The sequence below is a fragment of the Nostoc sp. DedQUE09 genome (assembly GCF_034530915.1).
Classification (GTDB): Bacteria; Cyanobacteriota; Cyanobacteriia; order Cyanobacteriales; family Nostocaceae; genus Nostoc.
This window is the reverse complement of the sequence record NZ_JAVRCE010000020.1, coordinates 1-24,548: the sequence shown is the minus strand read 5'-3', so window position 1 is coordinate 24,548 and position 24,548 is coordinate 1. Positions and strand designations below refer to the sequence as shown.

The following is a 24,548-nucleotide window of genomic DNA, read 5'->3' as shown; positions in this document are numbered from 1 at the left end:
CCACAGTCATTGCACCCCACACGCCAGATGCTCCACTTGGGGAGACCCCAAGACCGCACTGGCTCCCCTTAATCCCCTCCCCGCTCTTCGGGAGGGGAGACGAAGCGTAGCTTTGGCGGGGTGGGGTTCTTCGGGTTTAGTAAGTAATCAAGCGAACATGATATGATGCCCAATCGCCTTTAACAAATCGTCTGTGATAGCATATATGGCAATTATTTCGTTTAGCATATAGCCCTCCTAATTTTCTTCTTGGAGGGCATTTTATTGCTTAACTGTTCCAAAGCGATCGCCCATCAGAGTAACTAGCAACTTGGGTTAACTACTTGATTTGCTGCGCCTTCCGCCAAGCTTTGGGGGTAGTCCCGTGATACTGGCGAAACTGACGAAAGAAATGACCCTCATTCTGATAGCCCACAGCCTCAGCAATCTGATTTGTGGACTGATTAGTTTCTAAAAGTAAGGTACGTACTGCTGCCATCCGGCGCTCGACAATCCAATGATTCACTGGTTTTCCTGTCTGGCGTCGCACTAAGTCGGTTAAGTAAGCTGCGGAGTAACCTACTGCTTGGGCTACATCGCACAGGGTAATCGATTGATAATAATTGGCTTCGATAAAGTCGAAAACCTCTTTAAGTTGAGGACAAGTAGGTAAGAGTGATTGGGTATCTGCCGATGTGTCTGCGTCAGTACTTGGAACTGGCTGGGATTGAGCAACATAGCACTGGCGCATGGTTGCCTGTTTTTCTAGCCGAGTTGCGATCGCTTCCAACAATTCTTCTACTGTTGAGGGCTTGGTAAGATAGTCGTCTGCTCCCAAATTCATTCCGTGACGAATCTCAGTTTTAGTAGATTTTGCGCTGAGAAAAATGAAGGGAATTGTTGCCGTTAAAGGGTTTTGGCGCAACGTAGTTAGGACACCATAACCATCTAATCCTGGCATCAGAATGTCGCACAGTACCAAATCAGGCAAGTGTTCTTGTGCTTGCTGAATACCAACAAGACCATTTTCCGCAGCGATCGCTTCAAACCCTTCTGCTTGTAAACTGTCTAAAAATATATCTCGGCTTTCTGGCTCATCTTCAATCACTAGAATTTTAATCATAGTGTCCCCTTGTAAGCGTCAGATGAATTATGTTTTTATAGACTTTCTGGCTGTCTTGTTGCAGAGATTGTCACTGCACAGGTAGGGTAATTGTGAATGTAGTACCTACCCCAACCTTGCTGGCAACTGAAATTTGACCACCATGCAGGTCTACAAACTTTTTGACGAGTGCTAATCCCAATCCATTACCGGGGATATTGCCGACGTTCGTACCGCGATGAAATGGCTTAAATAGTCTTTGTTGATCTCCTACAGAAATGCCAATTCCTCGATCTTTAATCTGAAAAATTACTTCTTCATCCCGATGAGAAACTATCAAATCAATCGTGCTGTCGTTTGGAGAATACTTGACTGCATTTGAAAGCAAATTCCTGAGAATAGGTTGTAGCAATTTTTGATCTACACAGGCTGTACAATCACCTTGACTAATTAAGGTGACTGTATAGTCAGGAGTTTCCAGTGACGCGGAGATTGGGAAGCTATTCTGTTGTCCAGAGTTGTTGAAAAAGATGCTTTTTTTGCTCGAAAGTTCTCCCTTAGGGGCAGATTCCCTCGATAGTGGCAGGTGACGTGATTCTTCGCAAAAGGAACTGTCAAAAGGATCTGTCGGCATCAAGCAAGTGGCGTTGCTTTCATTCAAATTCATTTCTGTTAGAATCTCACTGCACAATTGGATCAGGTTAAGTGGTTTTGGCTCAAGTTTGAGCTTTCTTGCTTCTGCTTTAGCGTTGAGGAAAATTTCATCCATCAATTGGCTGATTTGTTCAACTGCCATTTCCAAACGCTGCAAGTATTGTAATTTTTTCTCTTCAGTCCACCGATGAAGATGGCGTTTCAGTAAACTAGCGGACAGTGAGATAATATTTAACGGAGTCCGAAATTCATGAGAAAGCATAGAGAAAAAGTGCGCTTTGTATTCATTAAGTAGTTTTTCTTGTTCTAAAGCCATCTCTACCTGCTGGCGCAAAACTTTCTCGCAGTATAATTGCTGATTAGCGTTTCTTAACTCAGCTATAAGCTGTTGCACTTTGCACTCTAATACTTCATTAACCTCTTGTAAGACGATAGACGTGTGCTGGCGTTGACTGATATTGCGGATCAAAATACAGCCATATTCGGTAGAGTTGTATTCCAAATAAATAATAGTAATTTCTACAGGAAAGGTCTGATCTTCTTTAGTTCTATATAAAGATTCAAAGTATAGGTAGCCTTTTTCTTTAATAGTTGTCCAATGTTTTGACCAGACTGCTGGCGAAAAGTCTGGTTTGATGTCGTACATAGTCATAGAGAGCAATTCCTCACGAGAATATCTCACCAAACTACACGCTGCATCATTGGCGTAGAGAAACTCCGCATCTGGCTTTACCCAGAAAACTGCATCTTCCATATCAACCATTACGGATTTAGTATGCTGCAACTCCTTTTCTAGTAGCAGTCTGATTGAAAAGTTGTTTTGCTCTAAAATGCGGTTGCTAATAACCATAATTCAAGTCACTGCAATTACTGGATAAGCTTTTAAAAATTACTCTTCATCACTAAGCTGCTGGTTACATCTGATCTGATACGGCTTTTGTCGAATTGAACCAGAATTGCGGCTTCCGGCAAACTTATGGAAGGATTTCAATCCTTTAAGTCAGGCTTTGTTTTCTCGAATTCATTGAAAGCGGCAAGAAACTTCATACCCTTGTGAGTGGCCACTCCCGCCACCGCTTGGGTTATTGGGCCTGGAGCATGGGGAAGAATTACCAATGCTCCATGCCCGATTCCCCATGCCCAAAAACTTCATCCCCTTGTAGGTGCGTGGAGTTTTTCTATACTCATAACCTATGTAATGTCGGTACAGCTCCTATTTGTTTCTCTTGCTACTGCAACTTTTTTTATGCGAATATCGGATTTTAGTTACAAAAGTTTACTGATTTTTTTAAGCAAAAATCAGTTTTTTACTTGTAATTGCTTATGAGGAGGTAGTTTCTTGGCTTTAAAAATATAAAGATTCGTAACATAAATAGCTGTTTTGCATAAAATTTCGGGCTAAACAGCGAGAGAAAAATAGAGATTCACTTTCGCTTTTGGAGTCTCAGATGCATCATCCCGAACAAGATGAACTAGATTCATATTTATTACAACTGGCTATTCAGGCGATCGCGCGTTGATCGATGATCGGACTAATTTGTTAACAGTTGTTGGTTTGTCAAAATTTACCTCTGCACCGTATAGCTTGGAAAAATAATTGCGATGCAGCTAAAGCGGTGGATAAACAGAGAATAACTCAATACTGACAGTGTTAATGCTGGAGGTTGGTGTTAAGAAATTTGTGAATTGTGGGGGGAACGCTTTGTTTTGTTTCTTAACTCATCTTATCTGTGATGCTAATTGCTAAGTAAGATCAACAGTAGAAACACTGATTTATCCGGGAGTAACGAACGTGGCAACTATTAGCGGCGACTCTGGAAACAACTATCTAGTAGCCGGGATTGAAGCAAGTAATCAAATATACGGCTATCAAGGCGATGACACTCTAATAGGTGGTTGGGGTGAAGACCACTTAGTCGGAGAAAGTGGTAATGACATTCTCACTGGTGGTAGTGGTGGAGATACCTTTGTCTTGAATTACTCAGATGGTGGTACTGATACAATTACAGACTTTTCAGTCTACGAGGATATTATTGAAATGACTATCGCTCCTCGTAGATCAGGTACTGATGCTGTTAACAATAATATTTTTAGAATAAATGCCGCTGGTTTTAAATCAGCTGCTCATGCTCTATCCAGCAATTATTTAAAAGTAGTTACCGTTGGTATTGGCAAAAATTACAACCAATTAATTTACGGAGCTGCTGATTCTAATTTTTTGACATATAACGCGGACACTGGTGCTTTACTTTATAACAACGATAACAACGTGCAACATGTAGCTTCGTTACCTGCTGGCCTTGACTGGAGCCAAGCTACTGTAGTGCTTGTTTGACAGAGTTAGTAATCAAAAACCTGACTCCGCAAGCAGAGTTTCTTACAAAGGGAGGGATAGGGGGAAAGGTTGCACAAGCATTACTGAAGTGGTGTTCTAGCTTCCCATAAAGTAACTTTCAAGGGTTAGGAGACAAGTTTTGTGAGTTTAAGAAACTGGTTTGGTCGCGGTTACCACTTAGGGTTGTCGGGCTTGGTGATTTTAGTGGGTGCGATTGGAATAGAAGGAAGCCGCACATCCGCTCAGGTCACTCCCGATTCCTCTTTGGGAACTAAAGTGGAGTCACCCGACAGTACAACCTACCAAATTACAGGGGGTACAACCGTTGGCGATACAAATTTATTCCACAGTTTCAGCAACTTTAGCGTTAAAAACCAGGAGACAGTAGATTTCCGTAACGCCTCTAGCATTAACAATATTTTGGTGCGAGTTACAGGGGGAAACCGCTCTGACATCCAGGGGACACTTCAAGCTCAAGGTAAAGCTAATCTCTTTTTAATAAATCCCAAGGGCATCATATTTGGAAAGAATGCCAAATTAAAAATTAACGGTTCATTTCTCGTCACAACAGCCAGTGCGATCCAGTTTCCCGGTGGTGGAGAATTTTCTATGACTTCACCCGTCAATTCGCTTAACTCCTTGTTGAGAGTGAATCCTTCTGCATTTTTATTCAATCAAATTCTATCTCAGCCTATTGAGTCGATTCAAGTCAATAAAACAAGCCAACTATCGGTTTCTAACAGTCAGAGTTTAGTGCTAGTGGGAGGCGATGTGAATCTAGAAGGAGCGCTACTGAGCGCTCCAGATGGTCGAATTGAATTAGGAGGATTGGCAGAAACAGGAACAATAGGGTTGAATATTAATAACAACAATTTTCGCTTAAGTTTTCCTGATAATGTAGCGCGAGCAAATGTATCTCTTACCAAGAGAGCTAGAATAACTGCTACTGGTCAAGGCGGTGGCAGTATCCAGGTACAAGGCAAGCGCGTTACACTCACCGATGATTCAACTATTGCGGTTAATACGCTAGGCTCAAAATCGGGAGGAACATTAGTGGTGAACGCCTTGGAGTCAGTAGAACTCTTGGGAAGAAGCAGTCTGTTGACTGAGACAACAAGCTCTGGAACTGCGGGAGAATTGAGAATTGAAACTGGGCAGTTGATTGTTCAAGATGGCTCGCAGGTTTCAGCTTCCACTTCTAAAGAATCTACTGGGCAGGGGGGAAAGTTGTTTGTGACTGCCAACTCTATCCAACTCATTGGAATCTCACCAGGAAATGACCCCAGTGTCTTGTTTACTATAACAGAGGGCGCTGGATCTGCCGGAGAATTGAAGATAGAAACTGGGCAGTTGATTGTTCAAGATGGGGCGCAGATTTCAGCTTCCACTCGTAGTCAGGAACAGGGAAAGGGAGGAACGTTGTCTGTTACCGCAGACTCTATCCAACTCATTGGAACAAAAGGTAAGAGTAGAAGCGCCTTACTTGTTGGGACTGAAGGTAGTGGCTCGGCGGGAAACTTAGAGATAGAAACTGGGCAGTTGATTGTTCAGGATGGGGCAAGGATTTCAGCTTCCACTTTTGCTAAGTCTACTGGGCAGGGAGGAAACATCATAGTTAAGGCTGAAGAATTAAATGTCTTGAATGGGGGTGAAGTAACTGTGAGTAGTCGAGGAACTGGGAATGCAGGTCTACTGACAGTGAATGCTAACTCGATCACACTGGACACCCAAGGAAAACTCACAGGTACAACAGCATCGGGTAGGGGTGGGAATATTAGTTTACAGGCGCGGGATTTAATACTAATACGTAACCGCAGTGCGATCGCCACTACAGCTGGCAATAACGGCAATGGCGGTAATATCAGAATTGATGCCCCATTCATTATCGCCCTCCCTGGTGAAGACAGCGACATCCTTGCTAATGCCAATCAGGGTACTGGGGGTCGGATTGAAATCAACACCACTGGCATCTATGGATTAGAGAATCGCACCAAGCTGCCTCCAAATCCAAAAATAAGTGAAATCAACGCCAGTTCAGATTTTGGCCTCAACGGTACTGTAGAAATTAATACGCCGGATGTTGACCCCACCCGTGGTTTAATCAACTTACCAACCCAACTAGTTGACACTGAAGTAACCCAAGCCTGTCAAGCGGATACAGCACAAAATCAAAGCAGTTTCATCATTACTGGACGCGGTGGCTTACCGCCCAACCCTAGAACCGAACCCCTCAGCAGTGATGCTGTTCAAGTTGATTGGGTAACTCTCAAAGCAATGGCTGAAAACCACGTTATTACAAATGTTTCGACTCAGACAACTAGCCCGACGGCAGCGCTGATTGTGGAAGCCCAAGGATGGATGAGAAATGATAAAGGTGAGGTAGTACTTACGGCTGATGCATCCACAGCTACGCCTCAGAGTTCCTGGCAGACACCACCTAATTGTCGTAGCGATTTTTAGATTTTAGATTGTGGACTGGGTACAGCATAGCTCATTAGTATTAACTTAGAGCTAGGGCGCGGGCTGTGTTGCCTAAACTGAGATGAGCCTCAGCGATCGCTTTTGGTAGATTGCACTCGCTTTGCCACTGCTAAACTTTTCCCTAGCACCAACTGTGATACGTTTAAATCATCGGCAACTCGGCGGACGTTGCTAAGGTCAAGCCATAGCTACCAGGCATTACTTCAGCGATTTTAGTTGCCGTATATTTGAGTATGGACAGCAGTAATTAACTACTGTTTAATTGTAAAGCGCAGTTAGGCTTTGCAAATCTAAATTACCAATTTTGGTAGAGGTTTTCTGCATAGAACATAATCTCTTCATTTGGCAATCTGATTTTTGTCTTTTGTCGAGGATACAAGCTTTCGACCGCACCTGTATCCTGTTCAATAACTGTAGCTGCTGCTTGTAAAACTGAGTTTTTAAATAGAAATTTCATCAAAGGATTGACGACTTTGGCGTACATCAAAATAAACGTCTTAGTGATCTTTTCTGTTTCCGGGTAGAGAATATGAATTTGAGCAATATCACCAATAGGCGTTTTAGCAAAAAAAGCTGTAGTTGAAGGAAAAGCGTATTCGAGTGTGTTAGCAAGCTTTTTAGGGAAGATTCCCAAAATAGGATTTTTGAGAATTTCTCCTAGCGTGTTGTTGGCTCTCGTCAGTTCTTGTTTAACTGTGGAATAGTATCCTTTTTCTTCAAAAGAACTTACATTACAAGATGTAATTTTAAATAGTTCTTTATGAGTACCATTTTGGTGGTTATAGTCATAGTTAACCATCAGGTTACTCAAAAAATCACCCTTAATACTTTTGTCCCCAGCTACTCCAATAAACTCGTATTCATCTCCAATTTTCTGATGCAAATCTGGGATAGGCAATCTTGGCTCAAATCCGGCATAAGTCCAGATACAATCATTGCTAATAATTAGCTCTAATGGTTTGATAATTGGCTGAATGTCTTTTTTATCTCCTTGCTGTAGTCTGCCTTGTCCATCAAATTCTAGGGTATGAAAAGGGCAAGTAATAGTATCTCTTTCTTGACAAATCCAGCCGTCTGACAAGGGTGCTTGCATATGCGGACAGATGTTATCAAGGGCAAATACTTCACCTTTTTGGTTTTGCCAAATAACATAATCCTGTCCATTTAATATGATTTTATTTGGTTTATTCACTCCCAATATAGATTTGTGCGCAATTAACCAAGGCGCACCAGGTAAAATTGGTTCCATTTTCCCTCCAAAATCTTGATAATTTTTTGAAAAGTCGCTAAATGCGTTATTTTTGCTAACGCAATCTTGAAACTTAAAAGTTGTAGACAAGCTGGTATCGCCTGTTCTACATCACTTTTTGGAATGTAAATTGGGATAACTAAAGTCTTGTCTGCAATGGACGAACTAATACTACCTGGCATTTGCTCGGCTAACTTCGGCTACTGCATAGACAATTTGTATAACTAACTAAAAAATTAGTTAATGAATATTAATTTAATAAATTTCATCTTATATGTCAACTACTAACCAAGTTTTTAGTTAATATATTTTCGTTATGATGATGGAGCAATGTGGGTCGTTCAACACAGTCAAAATTCTTATCTAAAAAGCCGCGTCAAGTGCGCGATGCAGAAGCGACGAAAAAGCAGATTCTCGATGCGGCGGAAGCGGAGTTTGCCAGAAATGGACTTCAAGGGGCGCGGACAGGAGCGATCGCTAGAGGTGCAGGTGTCACTACAGCGATGATTTACTACTACTTCCAGAGCAAGGAAGGGCTATACCAAGCGGTTCTGCAACGTCCGGCGGTGGAGATGCACGAAGGGTTCGAGCAGCTAAATTTGGATCATTTGCCACCAGAGGAAGCCTTGAAACTGCTTGTCAAAGAAGCGATCGCCTATGAAGCTGCTCACCCGCACAGAGGAATGCTTTGGTTCCAAGAAGCAAACCAAAATCAGGGAAAGTATTTCAAAGAGGGGAATTGGCAAGAAAATTTTAGCTATCTGATCAAGATTTTAGAGCGGGGGATGGCGGAAGGGTGTTTCCGTCAGATCGATCCATTTTTCACCACTCTGCATATTATTGGAGTTTGTAATTTATACTTCAACGCTTACGAAAACATTAAGCATACTAGACCCGATTTGCAACTGCTAAGTCCAGAAATGATTGAGCAGCATACTCAAGCAGCAGTTAATTTTATTTTGGCTGGTGTGCAAGCAATCAAAGTTAAAAGTGGGGAATGAAGAATTATATCAAATTGGTAAAAATTCAAGTAGTCGGTCAAATTAACTCACTCCAGTGACTATTGAGCGATCGCATTCTTAGCCAATATTTATGATGAATTACGAATTCCGCCCAGTGCTACTAGCCTTTAACTTCGGATAAGCAATCCGTTTGTGATGAAATTGCTGCCAAACATCCACAAATATTTGAGCAATTTGTGACATCTCTTCCCGTTTTAGTCCTGAATCGACGAGTTGATTGTCTTGCCACTTGGCACGTAGTATATTATTCAGCATTGCTAAAGCTTGTTCGCTGGAGACATCTTTAACCGATCGCTTGTCTCCCACAGATTTAGCCGATGCTTGCAGCGATCGCAGCGCCGCTTCGCAAGAATCTGCTAACATGACAATTCCGGTTTCCCGTGACTGGGGAATTGGCCCATCGTAGCGAAAATCTGCGTCGTCTACAGTTAAACTTGGATCTGACTGAGCCATTTGCTGGGCTTGGTGATGGAAATAGGCAATCAGCATCGTACCCTGATGCTCTGGAATAAAAGCTTGAATCGCCGTAGGTAAAAGGTGTTTACGCGCCATTACCAACCCTTCAGTTACGTGCTTTTTAATAATTTCTGCACTCTTCCAAGGATCTTTAATCTCAGTATCGTGTTTATTCGGCCCCCCCATTTGATTTTCAATAAAGCCAAGAGGGTCGTGCATTTTACCAATATCATGATATAATGTTCCAGCCCTGACTAATTCAACATTGCATCCTAATTCTTTGGCAGCAGCTTCAGCAAGAGTAGCCACAAGCAGCGTATGTTGAAAAGTTCCCGGAGTTTCAGTAGCAAGTCGTTTTAATAAAGGGCGGTTAGGATTCGCCAGTTCTGCTAGGCGGATTGGGGTAACTAAATCAAAAACTTTTTCTAGATAAGGACTCAAACCCAAAGCGATAACACTCCAGCATAAGCCGGATAAAGCAAATAATCCCGCTTCTTGGAAGACAATATACCAGGTTGAACCAAATACTTGACCACTTAAGATTTTAACAAGCAGGTAAATACCGCCTTGAGTTAAAGCGATCGCAACGCCTAATAATGCCAACTCCTCACGCGATCGGAATCGTTGGGCAATGTAACTACCTAATATTCCTCCCCCAGCACCAGCTAAAAGCGCAGCCTTACTCATATCCAAGCTAATGCCTAATATCGGCCATAGCAGTCCGACAACTGTCAATCCCAAAGTGGGGCCGTAAAAGCTTCCCAACAATAAACCAAGGGCGCTCCAGGTGGTATAGGGCAATCCGATGACGATTACTCCTGGCACACTTAGAGTTAGCAATAACACCAACAGGCGATCGCGTTGTCGCAATTCGTAATCAATATGGCGTTCTACCCAGACAAAAATGCCAATAGCGATTGTAATAACGCCTCCTAACTTCACCAACTCCTGCCACTTTATCTCCCGGCGAATCAGGCGATAATGCTCCAGCACCTCAAAGTTCCATGCAGTAATTTGCGCTCCTTTTTTGACAATCACCTCACCATACCGTACCTGCACCATCACGGGTGGGACACCAGCCGCGGCCTTTTGAGCATTTTGTCTGGTTTGTTCTTCATCTTTTTGCAGATTCGGCTTGAGTACAGCTAACAACAGATTTTTGGCCAAAGTTTCAGCGGATTCTGGTACAAAGGTCTGTAATTGTAAACTCACCGCATCTTGCAAGATATTTTTTGGCAGTCCTTGTGGGATGCCTTGGGTGAGAATCCGCTCTATACTTTGATGGATTCCCATTTGGGTTTTTTCCCATTCCACATCTGATAAATCCAAAAGTAGAGATTCTTCATATACTGCTTCGCGGCTAACAGTCTCTAACTTTAAAAGTTTGGCAGTGGCTTGGATGTATCTTTCACGTGTTTGGGAAATTTCGGCAATCACTAACGACAAGCTTTTCTCAGAAGTTGTGAGGCGGTAAGATTCTAGTTCTGCTACAGCTTGAGTAAAGTCAGTGTTTTGAGAAAAATCTACTGGCTCTGTCTTTTCTAGACTCTGGGAATCAGATTTGGATGTGATGCGCGGCTGGCGTTTTTGATTAGGTGTAGCGACGGATGATGGACGGGATGAAGCGGTGGTTTGTCCGATTCCCTTCTGCTGTTGATTTTTACTATTTTCTATAGCCGATAGCAGTGCTTGCCATTCTAAATCAGGACAAGAGCGGAGGTAACGTTGGGTAGAGATAGATAAAACCACAGGATCAAAGAAAGGAAAAGCTCCAGCAACAGCGCGAATTTCATTGCCATCATCTAGAAGTTGTTGCAAATTTTCGTTGATTTTTTCATTGATTCGCGTATCAAGCATCAATATCTGTAAGGAGCTTGTACTGACGGCTTTGCGCTCGGCTTCGGTTTTTTTCTGATCTTCGATGCTAGCTGTGTAAGGCGCTGTAATCGTTTGGGGCGCGGGATGTCCTACCTTGAGTTGAGTCTGATTGTATAATTTATGCCCAATCACACCTGTGAGGGACACTACAGCGATCGCCAAAATCACCGAGTAACGCTGTTTATATGTCCAATTTAAAGCAACTACATAAATACTACTCTTAATTTTGACCGATTTTGCCTTTGACCTTAGCGCTCTTTCTTGTTTTCGGCGTTCGTTTTTCTCATTGGTTTTTGATAAAAACAGGAATACATTCTTGAGCATAGTCCTTAGAAGTTCCCTTGTATGGGTTTTATTTTTGGGACTTCTCATTAACTTTCCTTTACGGCGTAGTGTTTTGTACTGTCGCCGCCAGTGAGTCAATTGCTGGTTCAAGAACTGCAAAAATTGATGCATTTTCATTATCTCTACCTGCAATTGCCAACTTTGATAGTTCAAAAAAAGACAATCATCAGGAAAGTTTAATCTGCGGCGGCTGCAAGTCGGTGGCAGGGGCTTATTTATTGCTGATTTGCCACAATAGTTAGCTACAGAATCAGTCCAAGGGTTTACTGAAAAATTCTAGTATATGAGACTAATACGACTGTGGCGGAAGTTTGCCTAGCTTTAACCCCTGATCTGGTTAATTTAAGATTAACGCGACCGAATAACGCGAGGAGCTGCATAAACTGAAAGCAAAGCCACCTCACATCCCTCCTCTGTTAACTCTTTTGGGTTTAAGGTAAGATTATACACTCCTGACCACACCCCCACAAATGCATCGGTCAATTCTAACACTTGGGAAAAGCTAGTTAGTCCCCATACTGGAGAATTGCTCCGCAAGAGCAGAACTTGCCAATTTACGGGAATTCCGCCTGTCCCGTTATATGCTCCCGATAAAGCACCAGCAATTGCACCTGTAGCCTGTGAGCTTAGAAGCGTAGCATCTTGCACCGGAGAATTGTCATTGTAAGTAGCCTGCAAAACTGTCAAGCGAAAGTCTTCTAAGGTACTCAAAAAGCAGTAAAATGCCATAGCAATAGTGTTACTGAGCTTTTCTTCCTTAGCAAACTCAGCTTGCGCCGTTGATAATCCAGCCCCTTGCTCTAATAAATTCTGGACTCTTAATAATTTTTTTGGTATTGTTGTCGGTGTTTCTCCGATAAAAGAAATTGTTTGTGGGATAAGAGTTAGAGGGTCGAGTTTTTCAGTTAGGGCAAGAGCGATCGCATATCCTACTGCTAGCGTTCCATCCCTGACTACTGGATCAGCCTCCCAGATTTTCAGCACACGCAGCAAGTTTTGCCGGAGCTTAATTGGATTTTCGTGAAAAAAAAGTGCTACTGGTAATGTGGCAATAATTATTCTTATCGAGATGTCATCAGTTGCTACTAAATGAGGAGATTCTTCTTGCTGACGCTCTATCCAATCATCTAAATCTAATCTACCTAACGCAATCAAACTCTGGATACCCAGAACCGCCATTCTGCCTAAATCTAGGGATCTCTCAAACTGTACTTTACTGCCAGGAGCTAAACTTCCTCCCAGGAATGCTCCGAGTAAAGTTCCTTTAAAACGACTTATAGGAGAGTAACGCATAAATTATGTAGTTAAAAGTATGAAGTTAATGAAATATTACTAATTCCTAACTTTACTACCAACTACCAATTCCTAACTCTTGTACAGACGCGATTGATCGCGTCTCTCCTAACTCCTAACTCTTAAATGATCTATCAAAGCTTGTAAGCCCAATAAGTAACTTTGAAAGCCAAAACCACTTATTTGGCCGATCGCAACTGGGGCGATATACGAATGATGGCGAAATTCTTCCCGGCGGTAAATGTTACTCAGATGTACTTCCACTGTCGGCAAATTCACAGCAGCGATCGCATCTCGCAAGGCCACACTTGTATGGGTGTATGCTCCTGCATTAATCAGAATTCCCTGATGTTGCCCTAACGCAGCATGAATACTATCTACCAAAATTCCTTCATGATTTGACTGCAAAGGAAAAACTTTCGCCTGTAATTTGAATGCTTCTTCTTCTAACAGGCGGTTAATTTCAGCTAGTGTCAACGAACCATAGATTCCTGGTTCTCGCTGTCCTAGCAAATTTAAGTTTGGCCCATGCAGTGCCAGAATACTTAAAGGTTGCAACGTCGAGTTTACCACTGTGGGGTTAGTGGCGACGCCGAGAGCGATCGTTCACAGGAATCGGAATCAGTTCCGGTTCCGGTTCAGCCTCTGGCCCTAATAGGCTTTCGATTAGCCTACGAGCTAATTCCTTAAGCTTTTCCAGCACCTTTTCTATATAGTCCATGAACTGATCGCTCCTGAGATACTACCTCAATTTTTGATTAACAGGTACGCAGAAAAGACATACTTTCGCACCTCTGGCTTCCAATCGGGCTGATACACAATCCCGCATTTGGGACATAAGCCACTTCTAAAATTTAGTGTTGTGTTTTCCCTTACTTTTTAGAGTATCACACTTGAACCTACTGAACTGTATCCTATCAAGGATGGATATCAAGGGTCAAGAGTTAAAAATCGGACTTTAGATAGACTATTGAGTAGGAATTTTAGATTTTAGATTTTGGATTGAGAGAATTTTAGGGTTTATGGGTTGCCCGTTATGAGCAAAATCCATCTAAAAAACACTCCTCCGTTGCTAACGCTACGCTAGCGTAAATCTAAAATCCAAAATTGTTTGACTTACCACTAGCCTTCTGTACCCTTTTTCTTTGCAGCAGTCGTTGAGGATTTAGCAGTTGACTTAGATTTGGAAGTCGTTGATTTACTCGTTTTGCGAGTCGATTTTCCAGTCGATGCCTTAGCTGCCAACAAACTCAGCGCCGCCGCCAGGGTTATATCTTCTACCGTTTGACCTTCTGGGATACTGACATTAGTTTTACCATGCTTGATGTAAGGGCCATAGGGGCCATCGTAGATGTTAATTGTTTCCCCGTCCTCTGGATGCGTACCCAATTCGCGTAAGGCTGCCTTAGACTTGCTGTTGGTAGAACTGCGTCCCTTTTTGGGTTCAGATAGCAATTCCAATGCACGTTCTAAGCTAATTGCCAATACATTATCAGCAGCTTTCAGAGAGCGGTAGTCTTTCCCCTCCTTACCCTGGTCATGAACCACATAAGGGCCAAACCGTCCCAAACTTGCTTGAATTTTGCCACCAGTAACTGGATGAACTCCTAATGTCCGGGGTAGTGCCAACAGACCAACAGCCATTTCCAGGGTAACGGTTTCTGGAGTGACACCTTTGAGTAAGGAGGCTTGTTTCGGTTTGGGGTTTTCGTCGGTTTTGTCACCCAATTGAACATAAGGCCCGTAAGCACCAATTTTCACATAAATTGGTTCGCCAGTTTCGGGATGGCGACCTACTTGGTCAGGGCCTGTAATTTTTTGCCGCAGCAATACTTCTACCTGTTTGGGGTCGAGGTCAGCTGGTGTCAGGTCTTTGGGAATTGAAGCGGTGATAACTCCTTCACCATTTTCAACTTCAATATAAGGGCCATATTTACCAATGCGGACTTTGGCATCTAGATTCTCTAGTTCTACAGTCCTAGCTTTGGTGGCATCAATTTGACTTTCCTGTTCTTTTACCAGCGTTTCTAGTCCTTTATCTCCCAGATAGAATTTCTGCAAGTAGGGCAGCCATTTTGCTTCACCTGTGGCAATATCATCGAGAGTTTGCTCCATCTTCGAGGTAAAACTGGGATCAACAACGTCCGGGAAATATTTTTCCAGCAAGTCGGTGACGGCAAAAGCGGTGAAGGTGGGAATGAGAGCGTTAGTCACCAAATGGGCATAACCCTTGTCGATAATTGTGCCAATGATGCTGGCGTAGGTACTAGGACGACCTATACCTTCGCTTTCTAAGGTTTTCACTAAAGTTGCTTCGGTGTATCTAGCTGGCGGTTGAGTTTCGTGCCCAACAGCTTCTAACTCTGTACAATTTGGATGATCTCCCACTTTCAGATTTGGTAAAATTACCTCCTGGTCTTCCAGTGCTGCTTCTGGGTCATCTGAACCTTCGACGTAGGCGCGTAAGTAGCCGGGAAATTCAATCCGTTTGCCAGAAGAACGGAATCCAGCGTCCTCGACTTGCAATTGCACAGTAATTTGAGTTTGCCGCGAATCAGCCATTTGACAGGCGACAGTCCGCTTCCAAATCAAATCGTAAACGGCAAGTTCTCGACCGCCCAAACCAGTTTCTTGGGGGGTGCGGAAGGTGCTACCTGCTGGACGAATTGCTTCGTGTGCCTCTTGTGCGCCTTTGGATTTGGTGGTGTATTGCCGGGGTTGGGGACTGAGGTATTGTTGACCGTAGAGCTTTTCTACACAACTGCGAGCAGCTGCGATCGCTTGATCTGACAAATGTACCGAATCTGTCCGCATATAGGTAATATACCCTTGCTCGTACAAATTCTGAGCAACCCGCATCGTGTCACGAGCCGAGAGACGCAGTTTCCGGTTAGATTCTTGTTGCAACGTCGAAGTGGTGAACGGTGGCGACGGTTTACGCGTCACTGGGCGTTCTTCGATGTCGTTAACATTCCAGGTTTTCCCAGTTAGGCGTTCCTTGAGTGCTACCGCTTGTTCCTCGTTGAGCAACAAGACATTGCGACCTGCGGTAATTTCTCCGGTCGTTGCGTCAAAATCGCTGCCGTTAGCGATTTTAGTTCCTGCCAATGTTACCAACTGGGCAGCAAAAGGGGTTTTTTCCTTTGACAAACTAGCTTTTAAATCCCAGTATGTACCCTCATGGAAAGCGCGACGTTGGCGTTCCCTAGTAACTAAAAGCCTCACAGCTACAGATTGCACTCGCCCAGCAGATAATCCCCAGGCGATTTTTTTCCATAGGAGAGGAGAAAGGGTATAGCCCACCAGTCGATCTAAAATCCGCCGGGTTTCTTGGGCGCGAACCAACTGCTCATCGATATTGCGGCAATCTTTCAGAGCTTTTTTGATCGCCTCTTGGGTAATTTCGTGAAACACCATCCGCTTAGTCGGAACTTTCGGCTTCAGCAATTGGTATAAATGCCAACTAATGCTTTCACCTTCCCGGTCTTCGTCTGTTGCCAGAATCAGTTCATCTACATCTTTAAGGGCATCTTTAAGTTGGGTAACAATTTTCTTTTTGTCTTTCGGGACAACATACACCGGTTCAAAGTCGGCGTCCACATTTACCCCTAGCTGCGCCCATGATTCCCCTTTGACGGCAGCGGGAATTTCACTAGCCGACTGGGGTAGGTCACGCACATGACCCATAGATGCCTCCACCCGATAGCCTGCTGGCAGGTAGTTGCGAATGGTACGAGCTTTGGTTGGAGATTCGACGATGACGAGAGTTGACATGGAAATTTCAATAAAAAGAAGAGCTACTAAGCTAAACAGTCAAATTGAGGTAACTTTTACAAATTGTCAAGATAAATGGTCACGCTTAGGGCGGTGATTTAATCCTCACATAAACTGCCTGCTTGGGAGAAAATCCGCTGAACTTAATGCCCAGTCTGTCCCAGAGGATAAATGAGGATACGCTGGGTGTGAATTTCCAGCTATTTCAATCTTTAACTTATCTAACGCATAATTGGCGACTACAGTTTGAAAAATTTGGGGATTGGGTACTGGGAGATAAGAAAGCAGGGAGAGCAAAAGAAGAATAACTATCGATTTGACCAATGCCCAATTCCCACTTTCATATAGCTTGTGCCAAAATTAAACCAAACTTGAGAGGAAAAGCGAAGTAGCATTTATACCTATATCAGGAAAGCAAAACTATGCAACCAATTCGTCAGGGTGATGTTATTTTACTACCTGTGCAGCAGGTTGAAGGACAAAAAATACCTCACTTAACTTTGGCAAAAGGCGAATTTACGGGGCATAAGCATCGCATTACTGAGGGAAATGCTGAATTATACGAAAAACATAGCACACTCTATTTACGTGTGTTTTCAGAGTCGGCATTGCTTGACCATGAGGAGCATAAAGCTATTTCTATTCCCCAAGGTGACTGGATGGTGAAAATTCAACGGGAATACGAGCCTGAAGGTTGGCGTTATGTCGCTGATTGAAAAGTTAACACCTGAGCAAGAGGCTTTGATTCCAGTTTATCGGGAGAAGTGGAGAGCGATCGCGCTTTCAACTGAGCGAATTGATCGTGAAAAAGCTGCGGAAGTTGTCAAAGCTGCATATACAGCTATTAATAAACAAGATCCGGAAATTATTTTTTGTGAAAGTCCTTATGCTGGTTTAAAAATTATTTATCAGAAGCTACCTAATTTAAGTTTTAAAAATCTAGAATTTCTAAGTTTAAATGATAAGGTTTGCGGCTATATTACGGCAAGCTTAACTAATAAATATAGAGATTTTTCATATCAAACAAATACGCAGATTTTTAGAAAGTTAACTATTTTTGAACCAAGTTTCACTCCCAGAGAATATGTATTAGAAGATAAAGTCCATAATCAGCCTAAATTTAATATATATTTAGGAGATCGTCTCTGGCTAAATTTCCAAAGTTTGGCGAATCGTTGTTGTCATGTGGATTTTTACGTTTCTGTATTAAATTATCATTACAGTAAAAAAAGATGGGAAACTTTACAGTCTTTATCAAGGTTTTGTGGTTGGCTCTCTCCATTTGAAAAATTTTGTATAATATGCGATCGCCCTCTTCACCTGCGCTTCGACAATCAAAATCGCCTCCACGCTGAAGGTAAACCCGCCATTGAATTTACTGATGGATATAGCCTTTACTCATACCACGGCGTAACCTTGCCTGAAAAATACGGTAAAATCCACCCGCAGCAATGGCAATCTCAATGGCTTTTGACAGAGGAAAACGCCGAACTACGCCGAGTGTTAATTCAGGGTATTGGTTACGCTAGAATTTGCCAAGAATTACAAGCTATTGAATTAGATACTTGGCAAGAATACACTCTATTAAAAATTAATGCTGATGTTGATGAAGAAGCAATTTATTTATTAAAAATGACTTGCCCCAGTACAGGGTTTATTCACGCCTTGCGAGTTCCACCGAGCATGAACTCAGCGCGTGAAGCAATTAGTTGGGTAAATTGGGGTGTAGATCCAGAGACATTTGGCGTGCAAACATAATTATTTAAAGGGCTTCCCCATTTATAAATTGTTCAAGTAGATGAAAGTTTTTGATTAGTAAAAATGATTCACACGCTAACACCTGAGCAAGAGGCTTTGATTCCAATTTATCGGGAGAAGTGGAGAGCGATCGCTAAATTTTAAGGTAATGACAATCCATTCATGCTAGATGTCACATTAGCAGAAAGGGCATAGTATATTTATTAAATGCAGTAACTTGAGAGTTAATTATTCATTTTTGAGTAGTACAGTGAAGATACTACCATTTGGATAATTATCTTCAATAGTAATTGAACCAGAATGTGCGTCGATCGCCATTTTGCAGAAAGCCAATCCTAAACCAATTTGCGAAACTTCTGGTATCGAAGTTCCAATTTCATACTTCTCAAAAATGATTTGTCGTAACTCCAGACTTACTCCCGAACCAGAATCAGCGACTTGCACTTTTACACCGCCTGCTGCTAAATACTCTCCCCGTAGGGTAACTTGAGACTTGGACGGGGAGAACTTAATGGCATTGGAGAGCAAATTATCCAGCACTCGACGAAAGATAACTGCATCTATTGCAACAATGCCACCAGGTTCGGGTAGTTCGCGTATCAGAGTCAGGTTTTTTTGATTAGCGATCGCCTCAATATCTGCTAATGCTGACATACATAGCGTACAAAGGTCTACTTCTGTGTAGTTGAGAACCATTTTTCCAGATTCCAGCTTTGCCATGATCAGCAAGCTATCGATTAATGATTGCAGTTGTTGTCCAGCAACTAAAATTTGATCGACTTTGCCTTGCTGTTGTTCAGGTGACAAACTTGACAACCGTAGAATCTCTGCGCCTAAAACAATACTGGTAAGTGGATTTCGCAGATCGTGCACAATCATGTTTACCATGTCTTCTCGCAGTTTGAGCAATACTTGCATATTGTCGTACTGCTGCTTAATCCGCAACATGGAGTGAACTCTAGCTCGTAATTCTACACCATTGACTGGTTTACTAATGAAGTCATCTGCACCTGTCGCCAGACATCGAGCCAAATCTTCTTTATCGGTTAATGCTGTCACCATAATGATCGGCACTGCTTGCCATTGTGAATCAGCTTTGATGCGTCGGCAAACTTCCATCCCATCAAGATCGGGCATCATCACATCTAATAAAATCAGATCGGGCTGAAAACTATCGAGGCGATTTAGAGCTTGTTGACCACTAGGAGAGTAGTATAGCTGGTACTTTTCACCATCCAGCAGAGTTTCAACAACATCAAAGTTATCGGGTTCATCATCGATCACTAAAATAGAGGGTTGACTATCCATCGAGAATTTCCGCTACCTTCCTAAAAGTTGTTGAATTGTGGTTACAAGCTGTTTAAGTTTTATGGGTTTGGTCAAATATTCATTAGCCCCAGCGGCTAAACAAGTTTCGCGATCGCTGGGCATAGCTAATGCTGTTAGTGCAATTATGGGAATATGCGCAAATTGGCGATCGTTACGGATGCGGCGGATTGCTTCTAACCCATCCATTCCCGGCATTTGGATGTCCATCACAATTAAGTCGGGGCATTGAACTCTCACAAGGTCAATAGCTTGTTGTCCATTATTTGCCAAAATGATATGATACCCTCGACTTTCAAGATAAGCAGACATCGTATCAATATTTGGTTGATTATCTTCTGCCAGCAAAATCAAAGGATTCTCCAGAAAGACTTCTGGCACTACAATTAAATTTGGCGAGTCAGAACGGGCAGGATGTTGTAGCTTCTCTATAGTTACCTGAAGTTGAGCGCGGGTAATGGGTTTGACCAGATATTCAAATGCTCCCTGAGCCAGTCCTTTGCTATGCTCATCCATAACTGAAATGATGATTGTTGGAATATCTTTGGTTTTTGGGTTGCTCTTGAGTTGATTTAGCACCTCCCAACCCGATAGGTTCGGTAGTTGCAGATCGAGAATGATTAGAGCAGGTTGAACTCGCAGCACTTCTTCTACGGCTCCTTCACCTTGAGAATAGATGATGGGTTGCATTCCCATCTCGCGGAAGTAACGAGTAATCTGATCGGCTGCCGCCACAGAATCTTCGATAATCAAAACTTGAGCATTTTCAGCAAGTAAGGGATAGCTGGGTAATGAAGTAGTTACCTGCGTCCTGAGAACATTATTGCTGCTGGTACGGTAGGGAATGCGGACGGTAAAACAACTTCCCTTTCCAACTTCACTGCTAACTAAGACTGTTCCTCCATGTAGGGTAATAATCTTTTGTACCAGTGCCAAACCTAGACCAGTGCCACTGTACTGGCGGTTAAGGCTGCTGTCAAGCTGGATAAAAGGCTGGAACAGCTTGCTAATTTCTTCAGGGGCGATACCAATGCCGGTATCACTGATATGGAAACAGAGATTTAGAGAAGATGAGGAAGACAAGGAAGAATTTACTTCCCTTACTTCCCCTGCCCCTCTGCCCCTCTGCCCCTCTGCTCCCCTGCTCCCCTGCTCCCCTGCTCCCCTGCCCCTCTGCTCCCCTGCTCCCTTGCTCCCCTGCTCCCCTGCTCCCCTGCTCCCCTGCCCCTCCAGCCGGACTTCTAGCGTTACAGATCCCCGTTCTGGCGTAAACTTGACAGCGTTACTTAGCAGGTTGATGAGTACTTGGCGCAGGCGGCGATCGTCTACTTGGATGCTGGCAATATTGTCAGAAATATGAGTAATAAGACGAATATTTTTTTTCAAAGCCATCTGTTTGACAAAGGCAAGGCTGGTATCACATAGGCTCCTAACCGAAACATCACTTAGTTGCAGTTCCAGTTTGCCAGATTCAATTTTAGACAAGTCTAGAATGTCGTTGATTAGTTCTAGTAAATGTCTGCCACTGCGTTCAATAGTGGCGATCGCTTTTGCTTGTCTTTCATTAAGAGAACCGAATACACTTTCTTGTAAGCCTTCTGACATACCCAAAATCGCATTGAGAGGTGTTCGCAGTTCATGGCTCATGTTTGCAAGAAATTCATCTTTGAGGCGAGTGGCACGGGCAAGTTCCATATTTGCGTTAGCAAGCTGCTCATTCGTTTGCCGCAATTGTGCTTCGGCTTGTTTGCGTTCTGTGATATCTTCGTGAGATACCACTATGCCAATCACCTCTCCTACACTATTGGTCAGGGGAACTTTATTAGTTCGTAGCCAGAGTTGTTCGCCATTATCCCCTTCAAATGGCTCCTCATAGCCTAGTTTAGGTGTTTGGGTGTTCATCACCATCGCATCGTCTGCATAGTAGAGGTGTGCCAACTTTGCCCAAGGTAATTCAAAATCGGTCTTGCCGATAATTTCATCGGCTGTCAATTGAGAATCGCGAATAAATGCCGGATTGCAACCGATAAACCGCGATTGGCGGTCTTTCCAAAAAACACGTTGCGGAAATGTATCTAGTACCGTTTGCAGCATTTTGCGTGATTCTTCCAGTTCTTGCGCGGTCTGTTTGCGCTCACGGACATCAAACAGGGTGCTGCGGCTGTATAGATAGTTACCCTCAGCATCCTTGACAGCAGTAGCGCTTACCAGCACTGGCAAAATTGTGCCATCTTTACAAACTATGTCAAACTCCAAATTCTTCACCGAACCCTGCTTTTTGAAGCGAGGATAGCTTTGTGCGAAGGACAAGCGACTGGCTGGGGTGAAAAAATTTACCAGGGGTTGGCCAATCATTTCTTCACGGGTATAACCCAACCATTGCAGTTCAGTCTCGTTGACCTTAAGCAATCGACCTTCGCTGTCAAGGGAATGGTAGCCACAAGGGGCATTATTGTATAAATCTTCGACCTCATAGGCATATTTTGCCAATGCCTCTTGTGCCTGTTTGCGTTCGCTGATATCAGCAATCCGGACTAGATGCATGGTACGTCCGGCTACAGTAATCGGCTTGGCTGCAATGTTTCCCCAGAAAATTTTACCCTGAAGAGTAACATATTCAATCTCTAGGCTCCAGACACCTTTTGACTGCATATCTCTGACGATCGCATCTGTTTCGCTGGCAGTGAAGGGACGAAGTTGGAGTGTTTGCCCACTAATATCGATCAATTCAGTTTTGTCAACCGCCTCAAACAGTTCTACCGCCCGCCGATTACAATTCAAGGTGAGCAGTGTTTGCGGATCGACCAGAAAGATGGCATCGGCAGATTCGTTAAAAATTACTTCTTGCAAATCTCGATTGTGGATGAGTTCCTGTTCGGCTTGTTTGCGTTGTGTAATGTCAACATGGCAACCAATCATCCGCAAGGGATTGCCGTCTCGATCCCAGGCAATGACACGACCGGAACAAATGACCCAAACGGTAGAACCATCCTTATGTCGATATCTCACCTCATTGTAATAGGGGATTTGTCCACGACTTTGGATGTGTTGCTCAAAAAGTTGCAGAACACCTGGTAAATCCTCTGGAAAAATCAGGCGTTGCCAGCTCTCTGGTGTATTTGCCAACTCATGATCTTCATAGCCGAACATCTGCTTGAAGGTTAAACTCAAGTATTCCTGATTGCCTGGAATATCCCAGTCCCAGTAACCTGCTAGAACTACTTCGAGTATCTGCTCTAGAAGACGTAATTCAATTTGCAGCATCTGCGTGCGTCGCCGCTCCTCCTCCGAGAGCTTGCGTTCTGTGATATCCATTAGCACGCCCAGCATTTGCAGCAATTGCCCGGTTGCATCGTAAACTCCCCGTCCTTTTGCCGATACCCAATGAATGCTGCCATCTTGCCAGACAACTCGATATTCCACTGCATAATCGGTTTGTGTGGCGATCGCCTGCCTCAATTCTTGCTCAACCCATTCTCGATCCTCTGGATATAAATGATTGGCCCACTTTTCATAAGTCCAATTCACATCACTCAGATCGGAACTAAAACAGCGAATTGCGTTCTCACTAGCAAATATTTGATTGGTGATTGGGTTCAACTCCCAATAACCAATACCAGCAAAACTCAGGGTAAGCTTGAGTTTCTCTTCACTGGCTTTGAGAGCTGCTTCTGTCCGTTGGCGTTCTGCTAGTTCTGCCTGTACTTGCTCATCAGAACTTCCCTGTTGAATGGCGATCGCTATTTGCACCGCCAGTTGATCCAACAAATCTAGTTCTACTGATTGCCAATGGCGAGATGCACTACATTGGTGAGCAATTAATAATCCCCATAATCGCTCTTCGACCAAAATAGGTACTACCAAATTGGCTTTGACTTCAAATTGTTCTAGAAGTTGCAAATGACAATTCGTTAAGCCAGCTTGATAAATATCGTCGATTGCTCGTTTTTTCCCTTGGCGATAGTCACTTCCGGTTCCCTTGTAAAAGCAGGTGTCTAAAATCTGCTTTCCCAAAGCCACTGTCCAACCTGGAAGCACTGACTCTGCCACAATTGTACCGCTCATATCCGGCTGAAATTGATAGATAACTACTCTGTCTGCTTTGAGAAACTGCCGCACTTCTGTGGCTGTGGTACGCAGAATCTCTTCTAGTTTCACACACTGACGAATCCGTAAAGCGATCGCAGCAATCAGTTGCTGCTGTTCCCGACTTTGTTCTAACTGTCGAATCAAATCCATCCGTTCAACGGCCTGATGAATTGCGCCTTGAAGAACTTCAGGTGTGAGTTTCTTTTTAACCAGATAATCTTGTACACCACTTGTCATCGCACGCACAGCAATGATTTCATCCCCTTGTTCTGTCAGCACAATCACAGCAGTTTGGGTATTGCTATGGCATTCCCGAAATTGCTGAATAAACTTCAGTCCATCCCTATCGGGTAACGCAAAATCTAGTAAAACGATATCTGGTATCTCCTGTTGACACCATTTCAGTGCTAGCTTTCCCGTCTCAAACTCCAAAAAGCGGTAGGTATACAGACTGTCTTGCTCCAAAAAGCGACGATATGCTTCTCGATCTTCAGCGCAATCATCAATCAGCAGGATCGTGAGGCAAGAAGGATGACTCATAAGTTAAAAATACAAACGCGATCGCGTTTCAAAAAAATTATACCTCGATATCATCGTGTTAATAGCCTGATGTAACGCTTGGCAATAATCTAGCAGATTTCCCTAACATGATAAGGATTTAGCGCTTTTGTCCGCTTCACGAGCCGTTGTACTACATCGCCTACAACGCTATCAGATGGAGTTTATAATATTGTTTCGTTTAACGTCGTAACTCTTATATCAATTTACATTGAAGTTGCATATAATAGAGCGTCGAGTGTGAGTGAG

The 24,548-nt window shown here is 43.3% G+C and carries 15 protein-coding genes; 5 read left to right on the top strand and 10 right to left on the bottom strand.

The features are described 5' to 3' along the window. Window positions 1-319: 319 nt before the first annotated feature. Both RMY27_RS15040 and RMY27_RS15035 read right to left on the bottom strand, forming a co-directional pair. A complete protein-coding gene (locus RMY27_RS15040; RefSeq protein ID WP_322664468.1) occupies window positions 320-1,102 on the bottom strand; it encodes a response regulator in 783 nt (260 codons plus the stop codon). A gap of 70 nt (window positions 1,103-1,172) precedes the next feature. Further along, complete coding sequence (locus tag RMY27_RS15035) at window positions 1,173-2,585, bottom strand: sensor histidine kinase (RefSeq protein WP_322664466.1); 1,413 nt, start codon at window positions 2,583-2,585, stop codon at window positions 1,173-1,175. A gap of 942 nt (window positions 2,586-3,527) precedes the next feature. On the opposite strand from RMY27_RS15035, the gene RMY27_RS15030 reads away from it, so the two are divergent. Together RMY27_RS15030 and RMY27_RS15025 are read left to right on the top strand one after the other, a co-directional pair. Next, on the top strand, window positions 3,528-4,070 hold the full coding sequence (locus tag RMY27_RS15030) for a hypothetical protein (protein ID WP_322664464.1): 543 nt from the start codon (window positions 3,528-3,530) through the stop codon (window positions 4,068-4,070). Between the two features lie 141 nt (window positions 4,071-4,211). After that, on the top strand, window positions 4,212-6,530 hold the full coding sequence (locus tag RMY27_RS15025; RefSeq protein ID WP_322664462.1) for a filamentous hemagglutinin N-terminal domain-containing protein: 2,319 nt from the start codon (window positions 4,212-4,214) through the stop codon (window positions 6,528-6,530). 316 nt (window positions 6,531-6,846) lie between these two features. Here RMY27_RS15025 and RMY27_RS15020 read toward each other — a convergent pair whose 3' ends face one another. Next, window positions 6,847-7,800, bottom strand: coding sequence for a Rieske 2Fe-2S domain-containing protein (locus RMY27_RS15020; protein WP_322664460.1), 954 nt, complete (start codon window positions 7,798-7,800; stop codon window positions 6,847-6,849). Between the two features lie 332 nt (window positions 7,801-8,132). Between RMY27_RS15020 and RMY27_RS15015 the strand changes: the two genes are divergently transcribed. After that, on the top strand, window positions 8,133-8,801 hold the full coding sequence (locus tag RMY27_RS15015) for a TetR/AcrR family transcriptional regulator (RefSeq protein WP_322664458.1): 669 nt from the start codon (window positions 8,133-8,135) through the stop codon (window positions 8,799-8,801). 99 nt (window positions 8,802-8,900) lie between these two features. On the opposite strand, the gene RMY27_RS15010 is transcribed toward RMY27_RS15015, so the two are convergent. The 5 genes from RMY27_RS15010 to topA all read right to left on the bottom strand — a co-directional run bounded on the left by RMY27_RS15010 (window position 8,901) and on the right by topA (window position 16,568). Further along, window positions 8,901-11,618, bottom strand: coding sequence for an HD family phosphohydrolase (locus tag RMY27_RS15010; protein ID WP_322664456.1), 2,718 nt, complete (start codon window positions 11,616-11,618; stop codon window positions 8,901-8,903). A 231-nt stretch (window positions 11,619-11,849) separates the two neighbouring features. After that, entirely contained in the window at window positions 11,850-12,794 is a 945-nt protein-coding gene (locus RMY27_RS15005) for an ADP-ribosylglycohydrolase family protein (protein ID WP_322664454.1), read from the bottom strand. Between the two features lie 108 nt (window positions 12,795-12,902). Further along, complete coding sequence (gene aroQ, locus RMY27_RS15000; protein ID WP_322664452.1) at window positions 12,903-13,367, bottom strand: type II 3-dehydroquinate dehydratase; 465 nt, start codon at window positions 13,365-13,367, stop codon at window positions 12,903-12,905. A gap of 7 nt (window positions 13,368-13,374) precedes the next feature. After that, window positions 13,375-13,515: a hypothetical protein gene (locus RMY27_RS14995; protein ID WP_012410890.1), complete on the bottom strand. Its 141-nt coding sequence runs from the start codon at window positions 13,513-13,515 to the stop codon at window positions 13,375-13,377. A 401-nt stretch (window positions 13,516-13,916) separates the two neighbouring features. Further along, entirely contained in the window at window positions 13,917-16,568 is a 2,652-nt protein-coding gene (gene topA, locus RMY27_RS14990; RefSeq protein ID WP_322664450.1) for a type I DNA topoisomerase, read from the bottom strand. A 422-nt stretch (window positions 16,569-16,990) separates the two neighbouring features. Here topA and RMY27_RS14985 point away from each other — a divergent pair, with 422 nt between their 5' ends. Both RMY27_RS14985 and RMY27_RS14980 read left to right on the top strand, forming a co-directional pair. Next, on the top strand, window positions 16,991-17,284 hold the full coding sequence (locus tag RMY27_RS14985) for a hypothetical protein (RefSeq protein ID WP_322664448.1): 294 nt from the start codon (window positions 16,991-16,993) through the stop codon (window positions 17,282-17,284). Further along, window positions 17,271-18,326 (top strand): DUF6745 domain-containing protein, encoded by a 1,056-nt coding sequence (locus RMY27_RS14980; protein WP_322664446.1) that lies wholly within the window; start codon window positions 17,271-17,273, stop codon window positions 18,324-18,326. The genes RMY27_RS14985 and RMY27_RS14980 overlap by 14 nt, the downstream gene beginning before the upstream one ends. A gap of 228 nt (window positions 18,327-18,554) precedes the next feature. Here RMY27_RS14980 and RMY27_RS14975 read toward each other — a convergent pair whose 3' ends face one another. Together RMY27_RS14975 and RMY27_RS14970 are read right to left on the bottom strand one after the other, a co-directional pair. Further along, window positions 18,555-19,634 carry a hybrid sensor histidine kinase/response regulator gene (locus RMY27_RS14975; RefSeq protein WP_322664444.1) on the bottom strand — a complete coding sequence of 360 codons (1,080 nt, stop codon included), beginning with the start codon at window positions 19,632-19,634 and terminating at the stop codon, window positions 18,555-18,557. 12 nt (window positions 19,635-19,646) lie between these two features. Continuing rightward, window positions 19,647-24,281, bottom strand: coding sequence for a response regulator (locus tag RMY27_RS14970; protein WP_322664442.1), 4,635 nt, complete (start codon window positions 24,279-24,281; stop codon window positions 19,647-19,649). Between the last annotated feature and the right edge of the window lie 267 nt (window positions 24,282-24,548).

Excerpts from the sequence above, each read along its gene's own strand:
- RMY27_RS15040 (WP_322664468.1), bottom strand. The coding sequence starts at position 1,102 with ATGATTAAAATTCTAGTGATTGAAGATGAGCCAGAAAGCCGAGATATA.
- RMY27_RS15035 (WP_322664466.1), bottom strand. The coding sequence starts at position 2,585 with ATGGTTATTAGCAACCGCATTTTAGAGCAAAACAACTTTTCAATCAGA.
- RMY27_RS15020 (WP_322664460.1), bottom strand. The coding sequence starts at position 7,800 with ATGGAACCAATTTTACCTGGTGCGCCTTGGTTAATTGCGCACAAATCT.
- RMY27_RS15010 (WP_322664456.1), bottom strand. The coding sequence starts at position 11,618 with ATGAAAATGCATCAATTTTTGCAGTTCTTGAACCAGCAATTGACTCAC.
- RMY27_RS15005 (WP_322664454.1), bottom strand. The coding sequence starts at position 12,794 with ATGCGTTACTCTCCTATAAGTCGTTTTAAAGGAACTTTACTCGGAGCA.
- RMY27_RS14995 (WP_012410890.1), bottom strand. The coding sequence starts at position 13,515 with ATGGACTATATAGAAAAGGTGCTGGAAAAGCTTAAGGAATTAGCTCGT.
- topA (WP_322664450.1), bottom strand. The coding sequence starts at position 16,568 with ATGTCAACTCTCGTCATCGTCGAATCTCCAACCAAAGCTCGTACCATT.
- RMY27_RS14985 (WP_322664448.1), top strand. The coding sequence starts at position 16,991 with ATGCAACCAATTCGTCAGGGTGATGTTATTTTACTACCTGTGCAGCAG.
- RMY27_RS14980 (WP_322664446.1), top strand. The coding sequence starts at position 17,271 with ATGTCGCTGATTGAAAAGTTAACACCTGAGCAAGAGGCTTTGATTCCA.
- RMY27_RS14975 (WP_322664444.1), bottom strand. The coding sequence starts at position 19,634 with ATGGATAGTCAACCCTCTATTTTAGTGATCGATGATGAACCCGATAAC.
- RMY27_RS14970 (WP_322664442.1), bottom strand. The coding sequence starts at position 24,281 with ATGAGTCATCCTTCTTGCCTCACGATCCTGCTGATTGATGATTGCGCT.